This is a genomic window from Mammaliicoccus sp. L-M44 (genome assembly GCF_022386355.1).
GTDB classification, from domain to species: domain Bacteria; phylum Bacillota; class Bacilli; order Staphylococcales; family Staphylococcaceae; genus Mammaliicoccus; species Mammaliicoccus sciuri_A.
In genome coordinates this window covers 1-20,322 of sequence record NZ_JAJNIU010000034.1, presented here as the reverse complement: position 1 = coordinate 20,322, position 20,322 = coordinate 1, and the positions used below count along the sequence as shown (strand labels likewise).

Below are 20,322 nucleotides of genomic sequence, written 5' to 3'. Positions count from 1 at the left end.
ATGATTCGAAGACTACAGGCTGAGAACATGCCCGCGGAAAGCATGCGCATAAAAAAATGCCGGCAAAGTCTAAGACTTTGTCGACACTCTGGAAATGAAGCACCTATTTCATACGGGTGCTTCATTTTTATATTTAACACATGATTATACATATTTTTAAAATATCCAATTAATGTTATTTATCAAAACCGAAGTTTTAAATTGATACATCATCTATATATTTTGAAATGATGACACCCATTCGTATAAAGTTCCTGTTGTCAAAAGATATGAAAAACCAGTCAAAAATATTATAAAAATTAAACATAATGTTGTTTTTTCACAAATCCCTGTTTTGATAATTATAAATCTAGATATTGAATTCATATATTTATCTACTATAACTAATGCTATAATTCTAAGGACAAACATGATAATAAATATTAATGCCAATAATAATACCATTATTCCAACCAGGGTATAGGCTGTAAACGCTATCCCTTCCATGCTAAATATATTTAATTGTTTAGGAATTTGAGCTACAATTTCTGGTAATAAATTATTAATATAATTAACAAATAGTATATAAATTGTAGTAATTATTAAAAAATTTATCGTTGTTTTATAAGTGTTTCTAGTTAGAACTATTTTGAATATCATGGCAAAACCCAATAGAGCAAGCACATTCAAAATAATAGACAATATTTTTTGAACATATAAATAATTTTCTCTTAATTGCTCACCTAAAAAGACTGTTGCAACAACACCACTGATAATACAAATGATTAAAAATTCATTATCATCGTTAGATTCTTTATGTGAGTGTTTTGAAACTTTATAAGATTTATAATTCACTTCAAATTTTGGAATTTTTTTGATATGTATAATATTATTATTCTTTTCATCTACTTGTTTATTATTTATTATGCTAGATAGTTTAATGAAGTTAAAAAATTTACGTATTTTATCAAACTTAATAAATATTTTATGATATAAGGTTACTGCAAACATTATAATAAAAGTTGTAAATAAGCCAGTAACATAGCTTTTAGGAACATCTTTTATACATTCCAACAACCATTGCCAAATTTCTATTTTAACCACCCCTTATTCTAAAACTAATGATCACATAAAATAAAAAAGAAAAACCAATATTACTTTATCACATTGCTGATAATTCACACAAATATTTATCTAAATTTTTCGACTATTTTAACGATAATTTAGATATAATAGTTTCATGTATGTAAATATAATTTTAATAATATATCGCTTTATTCAATAAAATAAAAAAGTGACAACAAAGCTACTTATTTAAAAGAGCCAGTGTCACTAAAACAGTCTATTTTATTACACACAAATAGAGAATAAATTTTAATCAATATTTCTTTATATGGTTATTCATAATTTTAAAGTAAAGTATTATTTAAAACAGATCATATCTTTTCCATCATATAATACTACTTCATTAAAAGTTTAATTGAATACTACTATTTAATACCTCTTTACAGCTACTTAATATTTTATTTTTATCAGTCTATACTATAGTTTTTAATTATATTACCCACTAAATTTATCAAATAAAATTTTAGAATCTCTTCGCAAATACCTTCTATTTAATAGCGTCAAAAAACTTATTCTCACCAGTTCTTTTAATCGTTCTTAATTACTTACGTTCAATACCTAAATTTTAATATTTATTAATTCAAAATGATTCTAACTTTATAATATATCACTTTTAATATCTAACATTACCTAATATTCCATATATTGATTCAATTACTAATAGACATTCACTCCACCCTCTTTCAATGCAGACATGACATCTGTAGTCATTGAAATCCTTTTGTTAATATCCAAATATAGAAACTATTATATTTAATAAATTTTTGGATCATGTTTTAAAGTACAAAAATAGCGAAGTATATTTACCCTCGTAAATTGCTTCGCCATTTCATTTATTCTTATATATTAAAGTTCTTTTGTAAGATCAGTATTTCGTGCTTTTATAAATGGTGTATATTGAATAATATTACCTAAACTAATCTATGATTATACATTAGTTTTCTATTATAAGGTTTAGAAAATACACAATACTTACGGTTGATAGGAAAAATAATAACTGTAAATGCAGTAAGGTAATTTTACAATCAATATATTTGATTTATATTTATTAGGATAATTTATTAAGTACTATTTTCATATCAATTACATAAATCGGTTTAGTAAAACCTGACAACTCTAATTTGTGAGTAGCATTAGGGAAAATTTCTGGTTCTGATGAAAACATACTTGAACTTTTTAATTCTGTTATACTAATTCCCAATTCATGAAATTTATCTTTATCTGCTTCTGTTACATCCCAACATACAATACAATCGATTTCATCAAAAAGTTTTTGTTCATCACTAAAATCTTTTCGTATATTTCGTAATTCAGACTTAAATTCAATTACAACATTACCTTTACCTTGAATTCTAGCATATAAATCATATTTTCCTTTATATCCAGTAGTATAAAGATCTAAGCCTTTTATATTGCCACGTCCAATTTGTTCATAAAACATCGCACTTACTTGAGCTTCTTGCTTATTAGGTATTTTTTCAAAAGCTGTATTTCTTTTTAAATTTTTATCTAACATGCGCATAGAATTCACAGATTCAAATATGTTATCTCTATCCCAATTTCTTTCTTCAGCATTAAAACTACGGGCTCCATACCTCGACATGACCTTAGTGAATTCATTAAAAATATCTTTTGCATATTTTTTTAATATATTTTGTTGTTGGCCATGTATAGACTTTCTTCCTATATCAAATGCTAATTTATCATCTTGGAATAAAATAAACATATTTGGCCAATATCCTGCATTTCCTGTTGATGGATGGTTTAACCCTATACCTGTAGGCATACCTTTAACAGCAGTATAAATACCTGAGTCTAGACGTGCATAATAATATTTTTCTAAATGATTATTCAGACTTCCTTCATCCATATCTTTGGGTAATAATCCATAAGAAATGTTTAGCTTTTCCCAAGCATTGCGATTTGGTATAAAGTATGCAATATAATGTATTAATCTATTACCAGAATGCCTTAAAGTGTCTTTTTTATACACTACTTTATCTTTTAAAACTGTCCTTTTATCTCTATCCGACCTCATTGCATCTTTGCTATACTCAAAAAATTCCACTAAACTAATTTTATCGTGAGTTGATAATTTATCGATAATATTAAAGTATTCAAACGGTAATACTTCGTTATTATACATATTTTGATTATCTACAAATTCATAATTAACTTCAATATCTATATCATCTTTCCATATTTTAGCAGTATTACCAATAGCTGTTTTAGTCCTTATTAAATATTTCATCTGTTCATTATTTAAATCAAAAATCTCTAAATCCTTCATAAAACTTAAAGTTATAATAGTTCCATTAATTTTTTCATCAATTTCACTTATTTCCATAGTTAAATCTTTATCATCTATTCCTTCTTTCCAATTTAACGCATCCTTTACTTCTGCTCTACAACACCCTTTTTTATTTCCTGTTTTAATTTCAAATAAATTCGAACTAAATAAAGCAAAGGTTAATCCTACTCCTTTTTCCCCTACTGTTTTCGGTTCTATTTCTTTCCCAGAAGAAAATGGTCTTAGTAAATAAGGCAATTCTTTATAGTCTATACCAATACCATTATCTTTAATAGAAATCACATTTTTTGCAGAGTTTATATAAATATCGATTTTCCCCTTATAATCTCCTTCTTTATTTTCATCGTATTTCAGCCTAATAGCATCTACTGAGTTTTGAAGTAGCTCAGCTAAAATATCCCATTCATTATTATAACTATCATCTATACCTTTGATGCTTTTTCTAATTTGTGATATTCCTGGTTGAAGAAAGTTAATTTCTGTAGTTTTTGTCATAAATTTCTCCTTTTATTTGTTAATATATTTAGTTCCTTAAATTTCACATCACGCTACTCGAAAATATTTCCAGAAGACATCACGCGATTATACTCTACAACAATATCTTCATCCATAATGCGCTCAACAGTTTTTCTATGTTCTAACTCCATACGTACATTTTGATAACTCCTAAATCCTAAATCTAATAATCCAGGTTTGTTCACTGTCATTATAAAAGTTGCTACTCCTAATGGTTGAACGCCACCTTTTTGACCAGATTTTATCATTCCATGTGCTACATCTATTGTTGAAAAAGTTGATGCACCTATTAACAATAATCTCGCTAGTTCTCTATTGTTAGCAATTGGAAAACTATCTTTTAAACTTTTTCCGTAATATAGATGTTGCTTATAAATCCAATAAAGCCTTATAAGTGTTTCATAAATTAAAACTGGTATTAATTCTGCCGTAAAAGCTCTGACATCATATCCATTCTTAAACATCCATTCAGATACTTCTGCAAATGTGTACGTATCTTTTTTATTAGTTTTTAATTTAATATTTCCAAACTGTAATTTTTGTAAAGAAGACCAACCTGGAACTGGTAATCCACTTCCTCTTCCTTTAGATCCACTACTTCCAGATATATCACTCATAATATGACCAAACCAATTATCAGTTGCTTGTATGATTTGTTCAAATATATTTCCTGTTAATTCTTTATTTTTATTCTGTGAGGCTATATTTATAATTTTACCCTCTTTAGTCATAAAAGTTGAAGTACCTGTAAGTTGATCCCTTATTCCAACAATTAAACCTAATAAGCTAGGTTCATGAGCTATTGATAGTAAATGATGGTTATCAGGTGACATCTTACCAACCATACCAACAATATTTATCGAGTCTGCTGTATCATAGCCTACACTATGATTCTTTTCTAAATATCTAATACTAGATTTTATGTCAATATTTGTTTTGTTTTCTTTTAAATTTTTTATTTTACTATTGATTTTATTTATTGCATCTTGTGAATTAGCTTTCTTCTTTTGTTTATTTAACTTTGCTATTTTTTCATGTAACGCATATTTTTTCACTAATTCTTCTGCACCCTTATCTACCATTTTTTGTAAACCTTTGGCATCTTTACCTTTGCCTATAGTTCCTACAAAAATAGTATCTACAAATCCAGCTATTAAACCTGCAGAAGCTGCAAACAAGTAATCATCACTGTCTAGTTTAAGTAAATCAAATTTTTGTATCATTTGTTCCGCAACTTGTACTTGTTCATTCTTACTATATAGATTTAAAAATGGACTATCTAAATTAATATTTTCTTTTTCAGCAAATTCTTTATTATATTCAACTGAATCAAAATCATCTCTATCAATATCGATTGTATTAATATTATTGATTTCTATTAAATCTTGATTTTTCGACGTATAAGATTGTGCATCTCTTAATTTATTTCTTAAGTCTTTATTTATAAAGTCGCTTTGTATACTTGAAAAATTATTATTACTAGTTCTTCTCTTCTTTAAATTATTTAGTAAATCTTTTTTTATTTTAATTTGTTGATCAACATTGTCTTCCATTTTTTGTATGTTATAACTTGCTTTTTCTAAGTTATCACTGGCTCTATTTCGAAGTTCATAATCAACTAATAATTTTTCAGCTGCATTTTTTAGTTCACGCTTTTCTTGATTTTGTTTTCTAGTCATTTTTATCACCATTTAATAATGACTTTTTCAGACCTGAGAATCCTTTTTTAGCTAAAGACTTACCTTGAGCGATGCTTGAAGATTTAGTATCATAATAACCTATTTGTTCCAATACTTGGTAAGCTTGTTTTAATTCATCTAATGACATATCTTCTCTCAAAGTAGGTTCCACTTCTTCAACTGTATTATCAAGATCGCCCTCAATTATATAAACTTCTTTAATAACTTCATCAAAATATACTTTATTTATATTCTTAGATAATAGCTCGTTATATTTTCCAATATTTAATGTTTCAGGCATATGAGTAATATACAATTCATACTCAGAATAATTTTCTTCATCTTCAATTAAATTACCTGCATCAGCTAACGACTGATTTTGTGAAATTATATGTTCAAGTTCTTTATATAATTCTTCACTCAGCTCATTTGACTCTCTTAATTTTTTAGCAAATGTTACAGACTTATCACTTAACCAATTAATGTCTTCTATGATATAAGAGTTTGCAATTCTAAGTTGATTAATTCTATCGTTTAAAGTTTGAATTCTTATTCCGTATTTTTCTAATTGTCCTGTTCCTGAAAAGTACTTAATTCCTCTGTATACTCCAAAACCTGCAGAAGCGAGTATTAATGCGCCTCCTAAACCAATACCAGCTGTACCTATAACAGCAAATGCTCCTATAGAAATTCCGGCACCACTTCCTAATGCCATTAATTCTTTTGCAACATCCTTAATTTGACTATCTGTCATTTTATTCTCAATTATTTCTTTTTCAGCTTCTATTTTTCGTATAGAGAACTTCAATTGTTTATCTGTAATATTTAATCGATTCAACATTCTAACTAAAACTTCATCTTGTTGAACATTATCCAATTTATCTAAATTCATACCTAGTATATCCATACCTAAAGATTGCTCAATAGCTATTTCAGACAAGTTTTCTTCATTGATATGAAATTTCAATTCATCTATTAATTCTTCGATTGTTTTATCTTCTTTGTTATCAAATCTATACTCTCTTAATTCTTTTGCAACTTCCTTAGTTACTTTTACTTTTGTCATCAAACTAACTAATTCTTTATATTCCCTACTATCAATTATCCCATCATCGTCTTTTAAATATGCGATTACTATTCTAAAATATAACATTATAATTGATGTGGACATTTGACTTAATTTTAATACCTGATTTTTAGAGGTAATAACATCTACATTATCATTAAAATTAGTTAATATATTATTCAACAACTTATATGGAATTTCTTTATCATATTGTTGCGAACTAAATTCTAACGACTCCCCGTTTTGATAATTAAGAGTCACTTTTTGATATTCTATTATTTTTCCCCTATTAGTAACATTTCTTTCGCTATCATATTCCACATCTAAAATATTTTTGAAAGGAATTCTTTTACTATTATCTAAATTATTTTTTAAGTACATTTCTGAACCAGTAAATACAACTCCTGCTTTACCATTAGACAACATACTCGTATCGATCAATCCAATAATGGTATTAGGATCAATATTATTTGCAATACTCACAGATGCATTAACCAATTTCTTTTCTGAAATGTCCGGTGTTACGCTAACATTCGATAAATTCGTATTATTTAGCGATGTCTTTATATATTCGTCTGAATTCACTTTAGTCTTTTCACTTTCAATAATCATAGGCTCTTCAATTGCAATACTCTCGATTTTAAATCCACATTCCGGACAAAATTTAGCATTTTCTATTAACTTAAACCCACACTCTGGACAAAATTTCATAACATAACACTCCCCTTATTTATTTGTCAACTTGAGTTTAGCACAACTATATGAAATTACACTATAAAAATTCATTTATACTTTCATTTTTTCAAATTTTTATCATTTAATACCCTTACTTTCTTACAAATATGTAAAAAGTCTGTTAATCAAAAAAGATTAATAAATTTATTTTTATTTTTTAATGATAATTATATAAATCAACAATACTTCTTTCTTTGAAAGATTTTTTTGATATCCAAAAACAGAAAATCTTAAATTTAATAAATATTTTGGATTGTCTATTAAAGTAAAAAATAGCGAAGCATATTTACCATTGTAAATTGCTTCGCTAATCACTTAATTTATGCTTCTTTTTAGAAATTATTATTCCTAACTCTTGATTGTCTTTATATTCATTACTAATTGCTAACCAGCTATCCGCTTCAATATCTAGAACATAACGGAAATAAGCCCAAGTCGCGTGTTGTATTAATTGGACTCTTGATGGGTTATCGTCTGTTGTTTCTTTAGCGTCATACCCTGGAATACCTCCGAGTGAATGTTCAGCTCCGAATAAATTTAATAAACTTTTATTCCCTGGACTTTTATAATAAGGCTCTGTCATCCACTCTGGCCCATTCACAGTAAGTGGTGAATGGTCTTGATCACCTGCAACTATAAGTGTTGGATTTGTCATATGCTCGAATGTTGGATTTAAAAACGTAAAGTTATCGACTGCAAATTGAGATAACTTATCGCCACCTTCACCCGCTGTTGCGAGAAGCACGCCTCCTTTAACTCTACTATCAGATAAGTCTTCGCTTTCATAAGTTACTGGATCCATTACTTGTAAACCTAATAAATTACCGGCAGTCTGACCTCCAAATGAATGCCCAGCAGTAACAATTTGGTCATGATTCAAACGCCCTTCTAATCCAGGTACAATCGATTCAATTTCATTAAGATTATCCAGAATACATTTCATATCATCTACTCTTATTCTCCATAACGATTCTATCCTTGGATCATCAGCCTCAAGTTGAATCTTTCTAGAATCAAGAAAAGTAGGTTGTATCACTACAAAACCATGCGAAGCCCAAAAATCTGCTAAAGGTTCATGTGCATCTTGAGAAGAACCAAAACCATGAGCAAAGATAATGACTGGCAAATTATCTCCAATAGACGGTGCCGAAACTTTTATAGATAAATCTAATCCTCTTTCTGGTCTAGATAACATGATTCGTTTCATAGAAACAATAGGTGTCGCATCTGTAAGTTTTAAAGATGACATTATTCAAACAACTTCCTTTCATTATTAAACTTTATCCATTTTCAATTAGTTTGATACAGTTTAAACCTAGCGTATCTTTAAGACAAGATTTTAGCTTAACGAGGCAGTTATGCTCTGATGTTCATGAATAAAAGACCTTTTTATCAATATCCAAAAATAGAAATATTTTCTATTTTAATATACTGATATATCTATAAAATGCTATTTTAGTCATATATTAGCCTTTATAAATATACTGATATAATAAAAGGGGATTGAATTGATTTTGAACATGGGGTATGATAGCGGTATTGATATTTATAGTACATGTCATGTACTAATGGATAAGGAGTTAAGATTTTGAAGAAACCATTTGAAATTTTTATTGAAGATATTAAAAATATCAGACGTGTGCCGTTTGTGATTATATTATTATTAGGTCTTTCTATTTTGCCATCATTCTATGCGTGGTTTAATTTAAGTTCTACATGGGATCCTTACAACAATACGCAAGGTATTAAAATTGCGGTCGTGAATGAAGATAAGGGTGCTAAGGTTGAAGGTAAGCATATTAATGTTGGTGACCAATTAGTTGAACAATTGAAGAAGAACGATAAATTCGGATGGGAATTTGTGAATCGTAAGAAGGCTGACGATGGTGTTGAAAAAGGTGATTATTATTCCTCTATATATTTACATAAGACTTTTTCTGATGAAGTCACGAGTATCTATCATAAGAAACCGAAGAAAGCCGTTATTGATTACAAAGTAAATGAAAAATTAAATGCGATTGCACCTAAAATGACAAACGCTGGTGCATCATCCATTGTAGATTCTTTAAATAAAGAGTTTGGCGAGAATGCAACGCAAGCATTATTAAAAGAAGCGAATCAAGTTGGTTTAGATCTTGAAAATGAATTACCTACTTTAAGCAAAATTAAAAATGCTGTATATACTGCTGAAGATAATCTTCCTAAAATAGAAGAATTCAAAGAGAAAGTCATTGAAATTGATGAACATCAAGATGACATTACGAAGTATAAAGATGAATTCGAAGCGCTAGGAAATTACAAAGGCGACATTAATGAAGGCGTAACAAAAATTAATGAAGTAAACAGTAAAATGGGTGACATTAATCAAGCTGCTCAATTAATTACGAAGCTTAATGCCAAAATGCCTGAAATCGAAAGTGCGTTAGCAAAAGCGAATAAAATACAACAACAATTTCCTAAAATCAATAAAGGCGTGCCTCAAGGTATTGAAGCAACTGAAAAAGCATTAGCAGCTATCAATAAAGCAGAGCAATACTTACCTGAATTAAATCGTAAATTAGATCAGTATGAAGCAGATGCTAAAAAAGCTCAGAAAAAAACTGAAAAAGCGAACGAAAAACTGAAAGATGATCAAGATAAAGAAAAGAAAGACACTAAGGATAACAAAGCAAAACCTGAACAAAGTACGGAAGAACCTCAACAGTCGTCAGAAGAAGAAAACAAAGCAGACAATCAGACTGAACAAAATGCTGAAGAACAAGAAAGTGATAAAGAACAAGCAGACACTTCTAAAGAAGAAACAGAAGAAAAAGCATCAACTGAAGATCAAGATAAAGAAAATGATATCGTAACAACTCAACAAGCTTACGATGAAGAAGATACTCATAAAGAAGAGAATGACCAAGCTTCTAAAAACGTATTAACTGATCAAGAATTAAATGAAATGAAATCTGCACTGAGCGAATCTTTAACAGCCCTCGCAGACTATAGTAACGAACAAGCAACTATGAATAAAAAAGATTTAGAAAGTATGCAAGCTATCAATCAAAGTATCTTAATGAGTCAAGACAGTAAACAACTTGCAGACACTGTGAAAAACAATCAATCACGTTTAAAACAAGGTGTCGCTTTTAATAATTCTATGATTGATATTTTAAATGAACTTCAGAATTCTGAAGGTATTGATACTTCATCAGCCATTTCACAATTTGAATCAGCTAATAAAGATTTACAAAGTGTTATAAATGGCCAAAGCAATCTGATTAATGCTTTAAATAATGGCAAATCTGGCAAAGAAGAAGTATTAGCATTAGATAAATTAATAGATTCTAATCTCGTATCTCTAGACAATTTATTGAAATATACGAGCAGTGATTTTAAGACGACTTTAATGGAAGGCGTTAACCAAATCGATCAAGCGTTAACTAAAGGTATAGATGATATCTCGAAGATTAGAAGTTCTATGAACATGATTGATAATGTGATTCAAACTGGGAAAAGTTCCTTACAAAATGGTCATGATTTATTAGTCAGCATCAACAATGAATTACCTGAACTTGAAAGAAAGTTTAATAATATTAATGAAGTAGCTCAAACAAACTTCCCTAAATTTAAAGAGCAAGTTGGTAAAGGTGCTTATTACGTTGAAAATGAACTACCAAATGTTCAATCAGAAGTTAAAAAGCTCGCACAGTTCTCAAATAATGATTTACCGACAATGATTGATAAATACGATCGCGCTGTTCAATTAATAGACGACAACTTACCAGAAGCTCAAAAAGAAATTCATGACTTAGCAGAATTTGCGCGAAATGATTTACCAGGTATTGAAGAAGATATTAAGAAAGCAGCGAAGAAAGTTAGAGAAATAGATAAAGATGATACAGTTCACGAGCTGATTAAATTATTGAAAAATGATTTAAAGAAACAAGCAGATATTATCGCACACCCAATAGAATTAAAAGAAGAATCACTATTTAGTGTGCCAAACTATGGAACAGCAAGTACACCATTCTATACATCTTTAGCCATTTGGGTAGGCGCTTTACTATTATCTAACTTATTAACAACAGATATTAAAAATCAAGAAATTAAACAGAAATATTCATTGCGAGAAACATTCGTTGGAAAGAGCTTTATATTCATCATAATAGGTGTCATACAGTCGATTATCGTGTCACTAGGAGATATGTTTATTTTAGGCGCAGCTATTGATAATAGATTATTATTTATACTATTATCCGTACTCGTTTCAATTGTATTTATAAGCATTGTCTATACATTAGTGTCCCTATTCGGCAACGTAGGTAAAGCATTAGCAATTGTCATTATGGTACTACAAATAGCAGGCGGAGGCGGAACATTCCCAATACAAGTCACACCAAAATTCTTCCAAGCCATACATCCATATTTGCCGTTTACTTATGCCGTAGATGCTTTAAGAGAAGCGGTTGGAGGCGTCGTACCAGAAATACTCATATACAATCTCATTTGTCTTGTATTATTCGGCGTTGTCATATTCACAATAGGATTTATCGTTAAACCAATCCTCGACCCATGGAAAAAGAAAACAATCAAACGCGCCGAAGACAGTTACTTAATGGAATAATCAAATCATATAAAAAATAACCGGTCGATTCGTAGCAGTGAGCTACAGGATCGGCCGGTTTTTTGGTTGGTTGTAGAGCGAATGATGCCACTCCACTTAACAGATAGTCAGACTGCATTTTTCTCATTCTCCAATACTATAGATCCACGGAATAAATAATATAGACAATCATCTATATAGATGTTAATCTATATAGCGAAAGGGAGGTATGGTTATGTCTTATCAAGAACTATCTACTATATTAAAAGTTTTATCTGATCCAAGCAGGTTAGAAATAATAGATTTACTTTCATGTGGTGAACTATGTGCTTGTGACTTACTTGAACATTTTCAATTTTCACAACCTACCCTAAGTCATCATATGAAGTCATTAGTCGATAAGCAATTAGTTCTTTCACGAAAAGAAGGTAATAAACATATGTATCGACTTAATCATGAAATTTTAGATGATGTTAATCACAATTTAAATCTTATTAATACATCTAATGAACGATGTGTATGTAAAAGTATGAAACAAGGTGAGTGTTGATGACAATATTAGCAATTGTGATTTTTCTTTTAACTTTACTCTTTGTGATATGGCAACCGAAAGGTTTAGATATTGGTATTACAGCTTTAATTGGAGCTGTCGTTGCGATTATTACAGGGGTCGTAAGTTTTTCAGATGTAATAGAAGTAACAGGGATTGTTTGGAATGCTACTTTAACCTTTGTAGCTGTTATTCTTATTTCATTAATATTAGATGAAATTGGATTTTTTGAATGGTCCGCGATACATATGGTCAAAGCGTCAAACGGTAACGGCTTAAAAATGTTTGTTTTTATTATGTTATTAGGGTCAGTTGTAGCAGCATTTTTTGCAAATGATGGGGCTGCTTTAATCTTAACGCCTATTGTATTAGCGATGGTAAGGAATCTAGGATTTAATAAAAAAGTGATTTTTCCTTTTATAATTGCCAGTGGTTTCATCGCTGATACGACATCACTACCTTTAATTGTAAGTAACTTAGTGAATATTGTTTCTGCAGATTACTTTAATATTGGATTTATTGAATATTTTAGTCGAATGATTATACCTAATATATTCTCTCTAATTGCCAGTATTCTCGTCTTATGGGTATATTTCAGAACATCCATACCTAAAACGTTCGATACAGAAAACCTATCAGATCCTAAAAGTGCAATTAAAGATCCTAAATTATTTAAGATTTCTTGGGTAGTATTAGCCGTACTACTCGTTGGATATCTTGTTAGTGAGTTTATCCAAATTCCTGTATCAATTATTGCTGGTATTATCGCTTTTATCTTTGTTCTGTTAGCTCATAAATCTAAAGCAGTTCATACAAAACAAGTCATTAAAGGCGCGCCGTGGAATATCGTTTTGTTCTCCATTGGTATGTACTTAGTTGTATTTGGATTGAAAAATGTAGGAATCACAACTATTTTAGCTGATGTATTATCCAATATTTCAAGTCTTGGATTATTCAGTAGTGTTATGGGCATGGGCTTTATATCAGCATTTTTATCTTCCATTATGAATAATATGCCTACTGTATTAATAGATGCAATCGCAATTGGCCAATCTAGTGCTACAGGTATATTAAAAGAAGGTATGATTTATGCGAATGTTATAGGTTCTGATTTAGGCCCTAAAATTACGCCAATTGGTTCGTTAGCTACATTATTGTGGCTTCATGTTTTAACACAAAAAAGAGTAAAAATTTCTTGGGGAACATACTTTAAAACTGGAATTATCATTACTATTCCAGTCCTATTTGTAACACTCTTAGGTTTATACCTTACACTAATCATATTTTAAGAAAAGAGGCTTTAATTATGGATAAGAAAACAATTTATTTTATATGTACAGGAAACTCTTGTCGTAGCCAAATGGCTGAAGGTTGGGGAAAGGAAATATTGGGTGAAGATTGGAATGTCTATTCTGCTGGTATTGAAACACATGGTGTGAATCCTAAAGCAATAGAAGCTATGAAAGAAGTAGATATTGATATATCAAACCATACATCAGACTTGATTGATAATGATATTTTAAAACAATCAGATTTGGTCGTAACGTTATGTAGTGATGCAGACGATAATTGCCCTATTTTACCACCAAACGTTAAAAAAGAGCATTGGGGCTTTGAGGATCCAGCAGGTAAAGAATGGTCAGAATTCCAACGTGTTAGAGATGAAATTGGCAAAAAAATTAAAGAATTTAATAGCTAAGTAAAAAATTAATCAACTAAATACAAGGAGTTTTTATGTATAAATATATAAATATATTTTTTGTTGCATTAAAACTTGGATTACTATCATTTGGAGGACCAACTGCCCACTTAGGTTATTTTTATGATGAGTATGTTAAGAAAAGAAAATGGCTTGATGAAAAAGAATACTCAGATTTAGTAGCGCTATGCCAGTTTTTACCTGGACCTGCAAGCAGCCAAGTTGGTATTGGTATAGGAACTATTAGAGGAGGAATTCTGGGAGGAATTATTTCTTTTATTGGTTTTACACTTCCTTCTGTGATTATACTTATGGTTTTTTCAGCATTAATTATTAACAATGATTCAAGTTTAACTTGGATGCAAGGATTAAAACTAGTAGCTGTTGCCATTGTTGCCCAAGCCGTAATAGGTATGGGTAAAAAATTAACTAATACTAAAAGTACCATTACATTGGCATTATTTGTTCTTATATTATCTCTAACAATCGATAATCTTTATATTCAAGTAATCGCATTATCTATCACTGGTATATATGGTCTTATCTTTTTAAAAGAAACCTCTACAGATAAAAATTATTTAAGAGTGAAGACATTTAAATTACCTAAAATGTTAGGTTTTATTTCAATTTCATTATTTTTTTTACTATTAACTGTATTGCCTATAGTTAGTTCTATGACGAATAATTTATGGCTTAGAATGTTCGATAGTTTTTATAGATCTGGTTCTTTAGTGTTTGGAGGTGGTCATGTCGTATTACCTTTATTAGAAAATGAGTTTGTACCACAAGGTTTAATATCACCTGATAGCTTCATAACGGGTTATGCTGCTGCTCAAGCTGTACCTGGACCATTATTTACGTTCGCTTCATATATTGGCATGTCTATAGAAGGTATTGGAGGAGGAATTTTGGCTACTGTCGCTATATTCCTACCAGCATTTCTATTATTATTTGGAGTGTTACCATTTTGGGATAATATTAAATCTAACACTTATGCTGAAGGTTTTTTAAAAGGTATAAGCGCGGGTGTAGTAGGTATTCTTATCGCTGCATTTTATAATCCGATTTGGGCTTCAACTATTAAATCAGAATTAGATTTTGTTCTAGCTAGCTCATTATTCGTATTCCTGGTTTATTATAAATTACCTTCCTGGTCTATTGTGCTAATAGGCATTATAATAGGTATAATGTTTTACTAATCTTTCTCATTCATAATCAAAGAATAAATTTTATAAGTATAGTTATTAAAGTAACCATTATAAATTAAAATAATTGATTTCGTGTAATTATAGTATCTTATCTCAATGTAAAAGATAGTAAAAACCATTAATTATGTAGTGAGCCCAAAAAGTAAAACTTATTGGGCTCACTACATTTCCACTAGAAAGGGGTTTATATTAATTTTATAAATCTATTGCTATTATGACTAATTAGGAATCATATCTATATTTCTTTTAAACTTCTATTTATTCTAAATAATCTTGGTGGTATTATAATATCTGATTGTCTTACAATAACAATTTGATAGGATTACTCACTTTTCCACATCTTTAAATTATTTTAATGATTCTGGGAAATCTTGATAGCCTTCTCTAATATTCACGACATTTTCATAGCCTTTGTTTTCTAATATACCCACTGCTATTGAACTTCTAACACCTGACTGACAATGTACATATATTTTATCTTCTTTATTAAATGGAATATTTTCATTTAATAATTTACCATGCGGAATATTGACTGCTTGATCTAAGTGCCCATTATTCCACTCTTCATAATTACGTACGTCAAGTATATATTCTTCTTTACCAGTCATATCAACGCTATGGATGGATTGGGTTAAAATTTCTGATTTTGGTAAACGATAACCTGCTACATTATCAAAACCAATTAATTGTAAAGTATGTGTTGCTTGCTCAACGGTAGATTTATCACCAATTAAATCTATACTGTTTTCATAGTCTAAATACCAACCGATTTGGTTAATGAAGTTTTTGTTGTAAGGAATATTGATTGTACCTTCAGTATGACCGCCATGAAAGTCTTCTTTACTACGAAGATCAAAGGCTATTCTTACATTATCTAAACTAGGAAAAACATTGTATGGTTGATACATGTTCATACCAAACTGATTAATTTTTTTCATCTGTGCAAAGTGATGGGGTGGCGCTGGTTGATTTGATGTTAACGTTTCAACAAATTTAGATTCATCTATCACATTAAATGCCCAGTTATTTATTTTTTCGTAACCTAGCGTAGACATTGGTATAGCACCTAATGCTTTACCACATGGGCTGCCAGCACCGTGTCCAGGCCATATTTGAATATAATCTGGTAAATCTTTAACACCTTCTATAGAATGATACATCTGTTTTGCACCAATCTCTGTAGTACCTTCCATTTGTACTGATTTTTCTAGTAAATCAGGTCTACCGATATCACCAACAAAAATAAAGTCACCACTAAATAAACCCATTGGAACACTTGAGCCGCCACCTTCATCTGTGAGTAAGAAACTAATACTCTCTGGGGTATGACCAGGTGTATGCAAGACTTCTAATTTAATATTACCTACTTGAATAATATCTTGATTTTTAACAAAATTTGTATGTTCGGGCATATTTTTATAACTTAACTGTTCATCACCTTCGCCAGATACATATATATTGGCGTTTAAACGTTCTGCCACGTCCCGAATTCCAGAAGCAAAATCAGCGTGAATATGTGTTTCTGCAGCTTGTGTAATTTTAAAACCTTCGCTATCTGCAACTTCCATATATTTTGTTAAATCACGAACAGGATCAATTACTATTGCCTCTCCTGTACGTTGACAGCCAACTAAATAAGATGCTTGAGATAAATGATTATCGTAAAATTGTTTAAAAAACATGATAAAACTCCTTTTTTAATAGATTTAATTAGATGAATAAATTATGATTCGCATTTTCTGTATCACCAATATAAGTACCTACTCCACCGTACTCAACTTCGTCTCTGAGCTCTTCTTTCTGAATTCCCATAACATCCATGCTCATCGTGCAAGCGATTAATTTGATATCTTGTTCGATAGCTTGATTGATAAGCGATGGTAATGAATCAACATTTTTCTTCTTCATTACATAGCGCATCATGATATTACCTAAACCAAACATATTCATTTTAGAAAGCGGCATGCGTAAAGGGGTTTTCGGCAACATCCAATCAAACATTTTTGCAATGCCTTTCTTTTTAACGTTAACTGTTTGCTCTTTTTTCAACGCGTTAAGTCCCCAAAAAGTAAAGAAGATAGTTACATCTCTTCCTGCAGCTCTAGCTCCATTTGCAATAATCATTGCTGCCACTGCTTTGTCTAACTCTCCACTAAATAGTACAATTGTCGTACCTTTAGAAGTATGATTCACTTGTAAGTCTTTTGGTTTTTCTTTTTGAATGATAGCATTAATTCCATTATTACTTTCATCAAGTTTAACTAACGTATGTCCTGTTTGTTTTACCCAGCTTTTAATATCACTAAGGAATCCAGTATCTGTTACTGTAACTTCTATTTGTTCGCCTACTTCAATATTTTCCATTTCTTTACTGATATTTACAATTGGACCTGGACATTGAAGACCACTATAGTTAAATTGTTTACGCTCTGCTTTAATTTCTACATTTGTATTTTCTTCTTGTGCATCGTGATTATTATTTTGTTCTTCATAAGCATTATAGCCACCGTCTAAATTTACAACATCATAGCCTTGTTTAGCTAAATATTCACTTGCTTTGGTGCTTCTATTACCACTTTTACAGTGAATATAATAGGTTTTGTTTTTATCTTTATTGAACGATTCAATCTTATCTACAGGATGTAATGTCGCACCATTTATGTGTGCTAGCTCATATTCTTCTTCTGTTCTTACGTCAATCAGTTGACCTTGTGTACCTAATTTTTCTAATTCTTGTTTACTGAATTTGTTGATATGCTTTTCGTTATATTGTTTCATAATATCCTCCTAATAAATACCTATAGGGGTATATTAACTGATTGTTTACAACATGTCAAATACCCCATTGGGTATTTGACATTTTTGCTTCTATCTATTATTATGACTTTATTCAATTAAAAGTGGAGGGAATAACTATGCATTATGATAAAAAAATGATTAATCGTATTAATAGAATACAAGGTCAACTCAATGGAGTTATTAAAATGATGGAAGAAGAAAAAGATTGTAAAGATGTCATTACTCAAATCAGTGCATCAAAAAGTTCAATCCAACGTTTGATGGGGATTATCATTAGTGAAAATTTAATAGAATGTGTAAAGGCAGCAGAGGATAATGGTGAAAATTCTGAAGAATTGATTAATGAAGCCGTTAACTTATTGGTAAAAAGTAAATAATGGATATTTCAACTGTTATTATGATGTTACTTATAGGGGTATTCGGGGGCTTTATTTCGGGACTAGTAGGTATCGGTGGTGCTATCATTATTTATCCAGCTATTTTATTATTACCGCCACTATTTGGTGTTCCTGCATACAGTGCATACATCGCTTCAGGACTTACTTCCAGTCAAGTCTTTTTTAGTACTTTAAGTGGGTCATTAAAAGCGCGAAAAAAAACAGAATTCTCCCCGCCATTAGTTATTTATATGAGTGGAGGTATGATTACAGGGAGCATGTTAGGCGCACTCATAGCAAATTTATTTAATGCTACATTTGTAAATGCGATATATATTATCATTGCTTTAATCGCATTAATTTTAATGTTTTTTAACGTAAAACCAAATTTAAATCAATCTTCCTTTAACAAACCATTATTAGTTATTGTTGGTCTTTTCGTTGGTATCATTTCGGGTATAGTTGGAGCAGGCGGCGCTTTTATTATTATTCCTATATTGCTAGTTTTATTCAAATTACCAATGAATATGGTAGTTGCTAATAGTATAGTAATTGCTTTTATATCTTCAATTGGCGCCTTTATCATTAAACTTATACAAGGTTATATTCCTTTAGAAGATGCGTTATTTTTAATAATAGGGAGTATTATTTTCGCTCCGTTAGGTTTAAAATTAGGTAAAAAGGTCCCTAGTTTTGTACAAAAGTGGATCATCAGTATTTTAATCATTGTTGCAATTATTCAACTTATCTTTTAATCAATGAAATTTGTCAGGCAACTCCTGATATTTATAATTATACACACCAAAAATTAGGTATTAGTATCACAAAATAGCATTCAATAACTATGGATATCGTAAAGGGATTAGAAAAGAGAAACATAAAATCAATAATAAAGAATTCGATTATTCAAAAGACCTTTGTGACATTGTATCAAAAAAAAACAAAAAGCCTATCATTATCTATTTAAATCTTAGTGATAAAGTACAAGAATTAAATCGCTTTACAAGTATCTTGTTTATTATCTTTATATTATTTAACCCAAACTCCTTCCTATTACATGAATAATACTAAAAAACAGATATTCATTTCTAGTTGTATTTAAACTTCATCAGATTCTTCTATCAAGTCACTAATTCTGTCTACAATTTCATCTATCGTGAAACTGTCAGTAGCAAGAGCAAACTCATCCCCTTTAATCAACTTATATTACTTTACCCCTCATTATACATTTCCATGGAAATATTTTTTAATATACTGCCAAAATAAAAAAGCTGCTATCCATCAATTCTTCTAAATTTATTAGAAAAATGAAGGAATGCAGCTCAATAATTATTGATTATTAATGTTTAAAATATATTGGTTAATTTCTGATTTAATCACTTCTAAATGATCAGACTCATTGTCTATTGTTGTTAAATTTAAAGCATGATTTTCTAATTCTTTAAATGATACTTCGCCTTCGACAATTTGCTTACCGATACCACTTGCAAATGATGAATATTTCTTCTCTACAATTTTTTCAAAGAATTCATCTTCAATCATTTTAGATGCAACTCTTAGACCCAATGCAAAAGCATCCATACCCGCAATATGATTAAGTACGGTTCTGTTGCAAAGTTGAATTTATAGTATAATTTTAACAAAAAGGAGTCTTCTGTATGAACTATTTCAGATATAAACAATTTAACAA

General features: G+C 29.9%; 15 protein-coding genes. 7 read left to right on the top strand and 8 right to left on the bottom strand.

Annotated elements, in window-relative coordinates; genetic code table 11:
• Nucleotides 1-213: 213 nt before the first annotated feature.
• The 5 genes from LQ611_RS13105 to LQ611_RS13085 form a co-directional block, all read right to left on the bottom strand.
• On the bottom strand, nt 214-1,083 hold the full coding sequence (locus LQ611_RS13105) for a hypothetical protein (RefSeq protein WP_239709630.1): 870 nt from the start codon (nt 1,081-1,083) through the stop codon (nt 214-216).
• Between the two features lie 1,069 nt (nt 1,084-2,152).
• Nucleotides 2,153-3,910 (bottom strand): ATP-binding protein, encoded by a 1,758-nt coding sequence (locus LQ611_RS13100; protein ID WP_239709627.1) that lies wholly within the window; start codon nt 3,908-3,910, stop codon nt 2,153-2,155.
• A gap of 53 nt (nt 3,911-3,963) precedes the next feature.
• The gene (locus LQ611_RS13095; RefSeq protein ID WP_239709625.1) at nt 3,964-5,610 is read right to left on the bottom strand and encodes an ATP-binding protein; all 1,647 of its coding nucleotides are present in this window, start codon (nt 5,608-5,610) and stop codon (nt 3,964-3,966) included.
• The gene (locus tag LQ611_RS13090) at nt 5,603-7,387 is read right to left on the bottom strand and encodes a zinc-ribbon domain-containing protein (protein WP_239709624.1); all 1,785 of its coding nucleotides are present in this window, start codon (nt 7,385-7,387) and stop codon (nt 5,603-5,605) included. The genes LQ611_RS13095 and LQ611_RS13090 overlap by 8 nt, the downstream gene beginning before the upstream one ends.
• Nucleotides 7,388-7,718: 331 nt before the next feature.
• Nucleotides 7,719-8,660, bottom strand: a complete 942-nt coding sequence (locus LQ611_RS13085) for an alpha/beta hydrolase family protein (RefSeq protein WP_239709623.1) — start codon at nt 8,658-8,660, stop codon at nt 7,719-7,721.
• 339 nt (nt 8,661-8,999) lie between these two features.
• On the opposite strand from LQ611_RS13085, the gene LQ611_RS13080 reads away from it, so the two are divergent.
• The 5 genes from LQ611_RS13080 (at nt 9,000) to chrA (ending at nt 15,447) form a co-directional block, all read left to right on the top strand.
• Nucleotides 9,000-12,020, top strand: a complete 3,021-nt coding sequence (locus LQ611_RS13080) for a YhgE/Pip domain-containing protein (RefSeq protein WP_239709622.1) — start codon at nt 9,000-9,002, stop codon at nt 12,018-12,020.
• Between the two features lie 214 nt (nt 12,021-12,234).
• On the top strand, nt 12,235-12,549 hold the full coding sequence (locus tag LQ611_RS13075) for an ArsR/SmtB family transcription factor (RefSeq protein WP_107565666.1): 315 nt from the start codon (nt 12,235-12,237) through the stop codon (nt 12,547-12,549).
• A complete protein-coding gene (arsB, locus tag LQ611_RS13070) occupies nt 12,549-13,838 on the top strand; it encodes an arsenite efflux transporter membrane subunit ArsB (protein WP_107565665.1) in 1,290 nt (429 codons plus the stop codon). Before LQ611_RS13075 ends, arsB begins: the two co-directional genes overlap by 1 nt.
• A gap of 17 nt (nt 13,839-13,855) precedes the next feature.
• Nucleotides 13,856-14,248, top strand: coding sequence for an arsenate reductase (thioredoxin) (gene arsC / locus LQ611_RS13065; protein WP_064205291.1), 393 nt, complete (start codon nt 13,856-13,858; stop codon nt 14,246-14,248).
• Between the two features lie 35 nt (nt 14,249-14,283).
• Nucleotides 14,284-15,447: a chromate efflux transporter gene (gene chrA, locus LQ611_RS13060; RefSeq protein ID WP_064205292.1), complete on the top strand. Its 1,164-nt coding sequence runs from the start codon at nt 14,284-14,286 to the stop codon at nt 15,445-15,447.
• A gap of 356 nt (nt 15,448-15,803) precedes the next feature.
• Here the strand turns inward: chrA and cstB are convergent, their stop codons facing one another.
• Complete coding sequence (gene cstB, locus LQ611_RS13055; RefSeq protein ID WP_107590394.1) at nt 15,804-17,138, bottom strand: persulfide dioxygenase-sulfurtransferase CstB; 1,335 nt, start codon at nt 17,136-17,138, stop codon at nt 15,804-15,806.
• A gap of 28 nt (nt 17,139-17,166) precedes the next feature.
• Nucleotides 17,167-18,234: a persulfide response sulfurtransferase CstA gene (gene cstA / locus LQ611_RS13050; protein ID WP_204179476.1), complete on the bottom strand. Its 1,068-nt coding sequence runs from the start codon at nt 18,232-18,234 to the stop codon at nt 17,167-17,169.
• A 137-nt stretch (nt 18,235-18,371) separates the two neighbouring features.
• Here cstA and cstR point away from each other — a divergent pair, with 137 nt between their 5' ends.
• Both cstR and LQ611_RS13040 read left to right on the top strand, forming a co-directional pair.
• A complete protein-coding gene (cstR, locus tag LQ611_RS13045; protein ID WP_019468539.1) occupies nt 18,372-18,632 on the top strand; it encodes a persulfide-sensing transcriptional repressor CstR in 261 nt (86 codons plus the stop codon).
• Entirely contained in the window at nt 18,632-19,387 is a 756-nt protein-coding gene (locus LQ611_RS13040) for a sulfite exporter TauE/SafE family protein (RefSeq protein WP_239709621.1), read from the top strand. Before cstR ends, LQ611_RS13040 begins: the two co-directional genes overlap by 1 nt.
• A 574-nt stretch (nt 19,388-19,961) precedes the next feature.
• On the opposite strand, the gene LQ611_RS13035 is transcribed toward LQ611_RS13040, so the two are convergent.
• Nucleotides 19,962-20,198: a hypothetical protein gene (locus LQ611_RS13035; protein WP_239709620.1), complete on the bottom strand. Its 237-nt coding sequence runs from the start codon at nt 20,196-20,198 to the stop codon at nt 19,962-19,964.
• Nucleotides 20,199-20,322: the final 124 nt, after the last annotated feature.

Bases quoted from the DNA above. Each gene is read 5' to 3' on its own strand.
- cstB (WP_107590394.1), bottom strand. From the start codon at position 17,138: ATGTTTTTTAAACAATTTTACGATAATCATTTATCTCAAGCATCTTAT.
- LQ611_RS13090 (WP_239709624.1), bottom strand. From the start codon at position 7,387: ATGAAATTTTGTCCAGAGTGTGGGTTTAAGTTAATAGAAAATGCTAAA.
- arsB (WP_107565665.1), top strand. From the start codon at position 12,549: ATGACAATATTAGCAATTGTGATTTTTCTTTTAACTTTACTCTTTGTG.
- cstA (WP_204179476.1), bottom strand. From the start codon at position 18,234: ATGAAACAATATAACGAAAAGCATATCAACAAATTCAGTAAACAAGAA.
- LQ611_RS13040 (WP_239709621.1), top strand. From the start codon at position 18,632: ATGGATATTTCAACTGTTATTATGATGTTACTTATAGGGGTATTCGGG.
- cstR (WP_019468539.1), top strand. From the start codon at position 18,372: ATGCATTATGATAAAAAAATGATTAATCGTATTAATAGAATACAAGGT.
- LQ611_RS13075 (WP_107565666.1), top strand. From the start codon at position 12,235: ATGTCTTATCAAGAACTATCTACTATATTAAAAGTTTTATCTGATCCA.
- arsC (WP_064205291.1), top strand. From the start codon at position 13,856: ATGGATAAGAAAACAATTTATTTTATATGTACAGGAAACTCTTGTCGT.
- LQ611_RS13100 (WP_239709627.1), bottom strand. From the start codon at position 3,910: ATGACAAAAACTACAGAAATTAACTTTCTTCAACCAGGAATATCACAA.
- LQ611_RS13095 (WP_239709625.1), bottom strand. From the start codon at position 5,610: ATGACTAGAAAACAAAATCAAGAAAAGCGTGAACTAAAAAATGCAGCT.
- LQ611_RS13085 (WP_239709623.1), bottom strand. From the start codon at position 8,660: ATGTCATCTTTAAAACTTACAGATGCGACACCTATTGTTTCTATGAAA.
- chrA (WP_064205292.1), top strand. From the start codon at position 14,284: ATGTATAAATATATAAATATATTTTTTGTTGCATTAAAACTTGGATTA.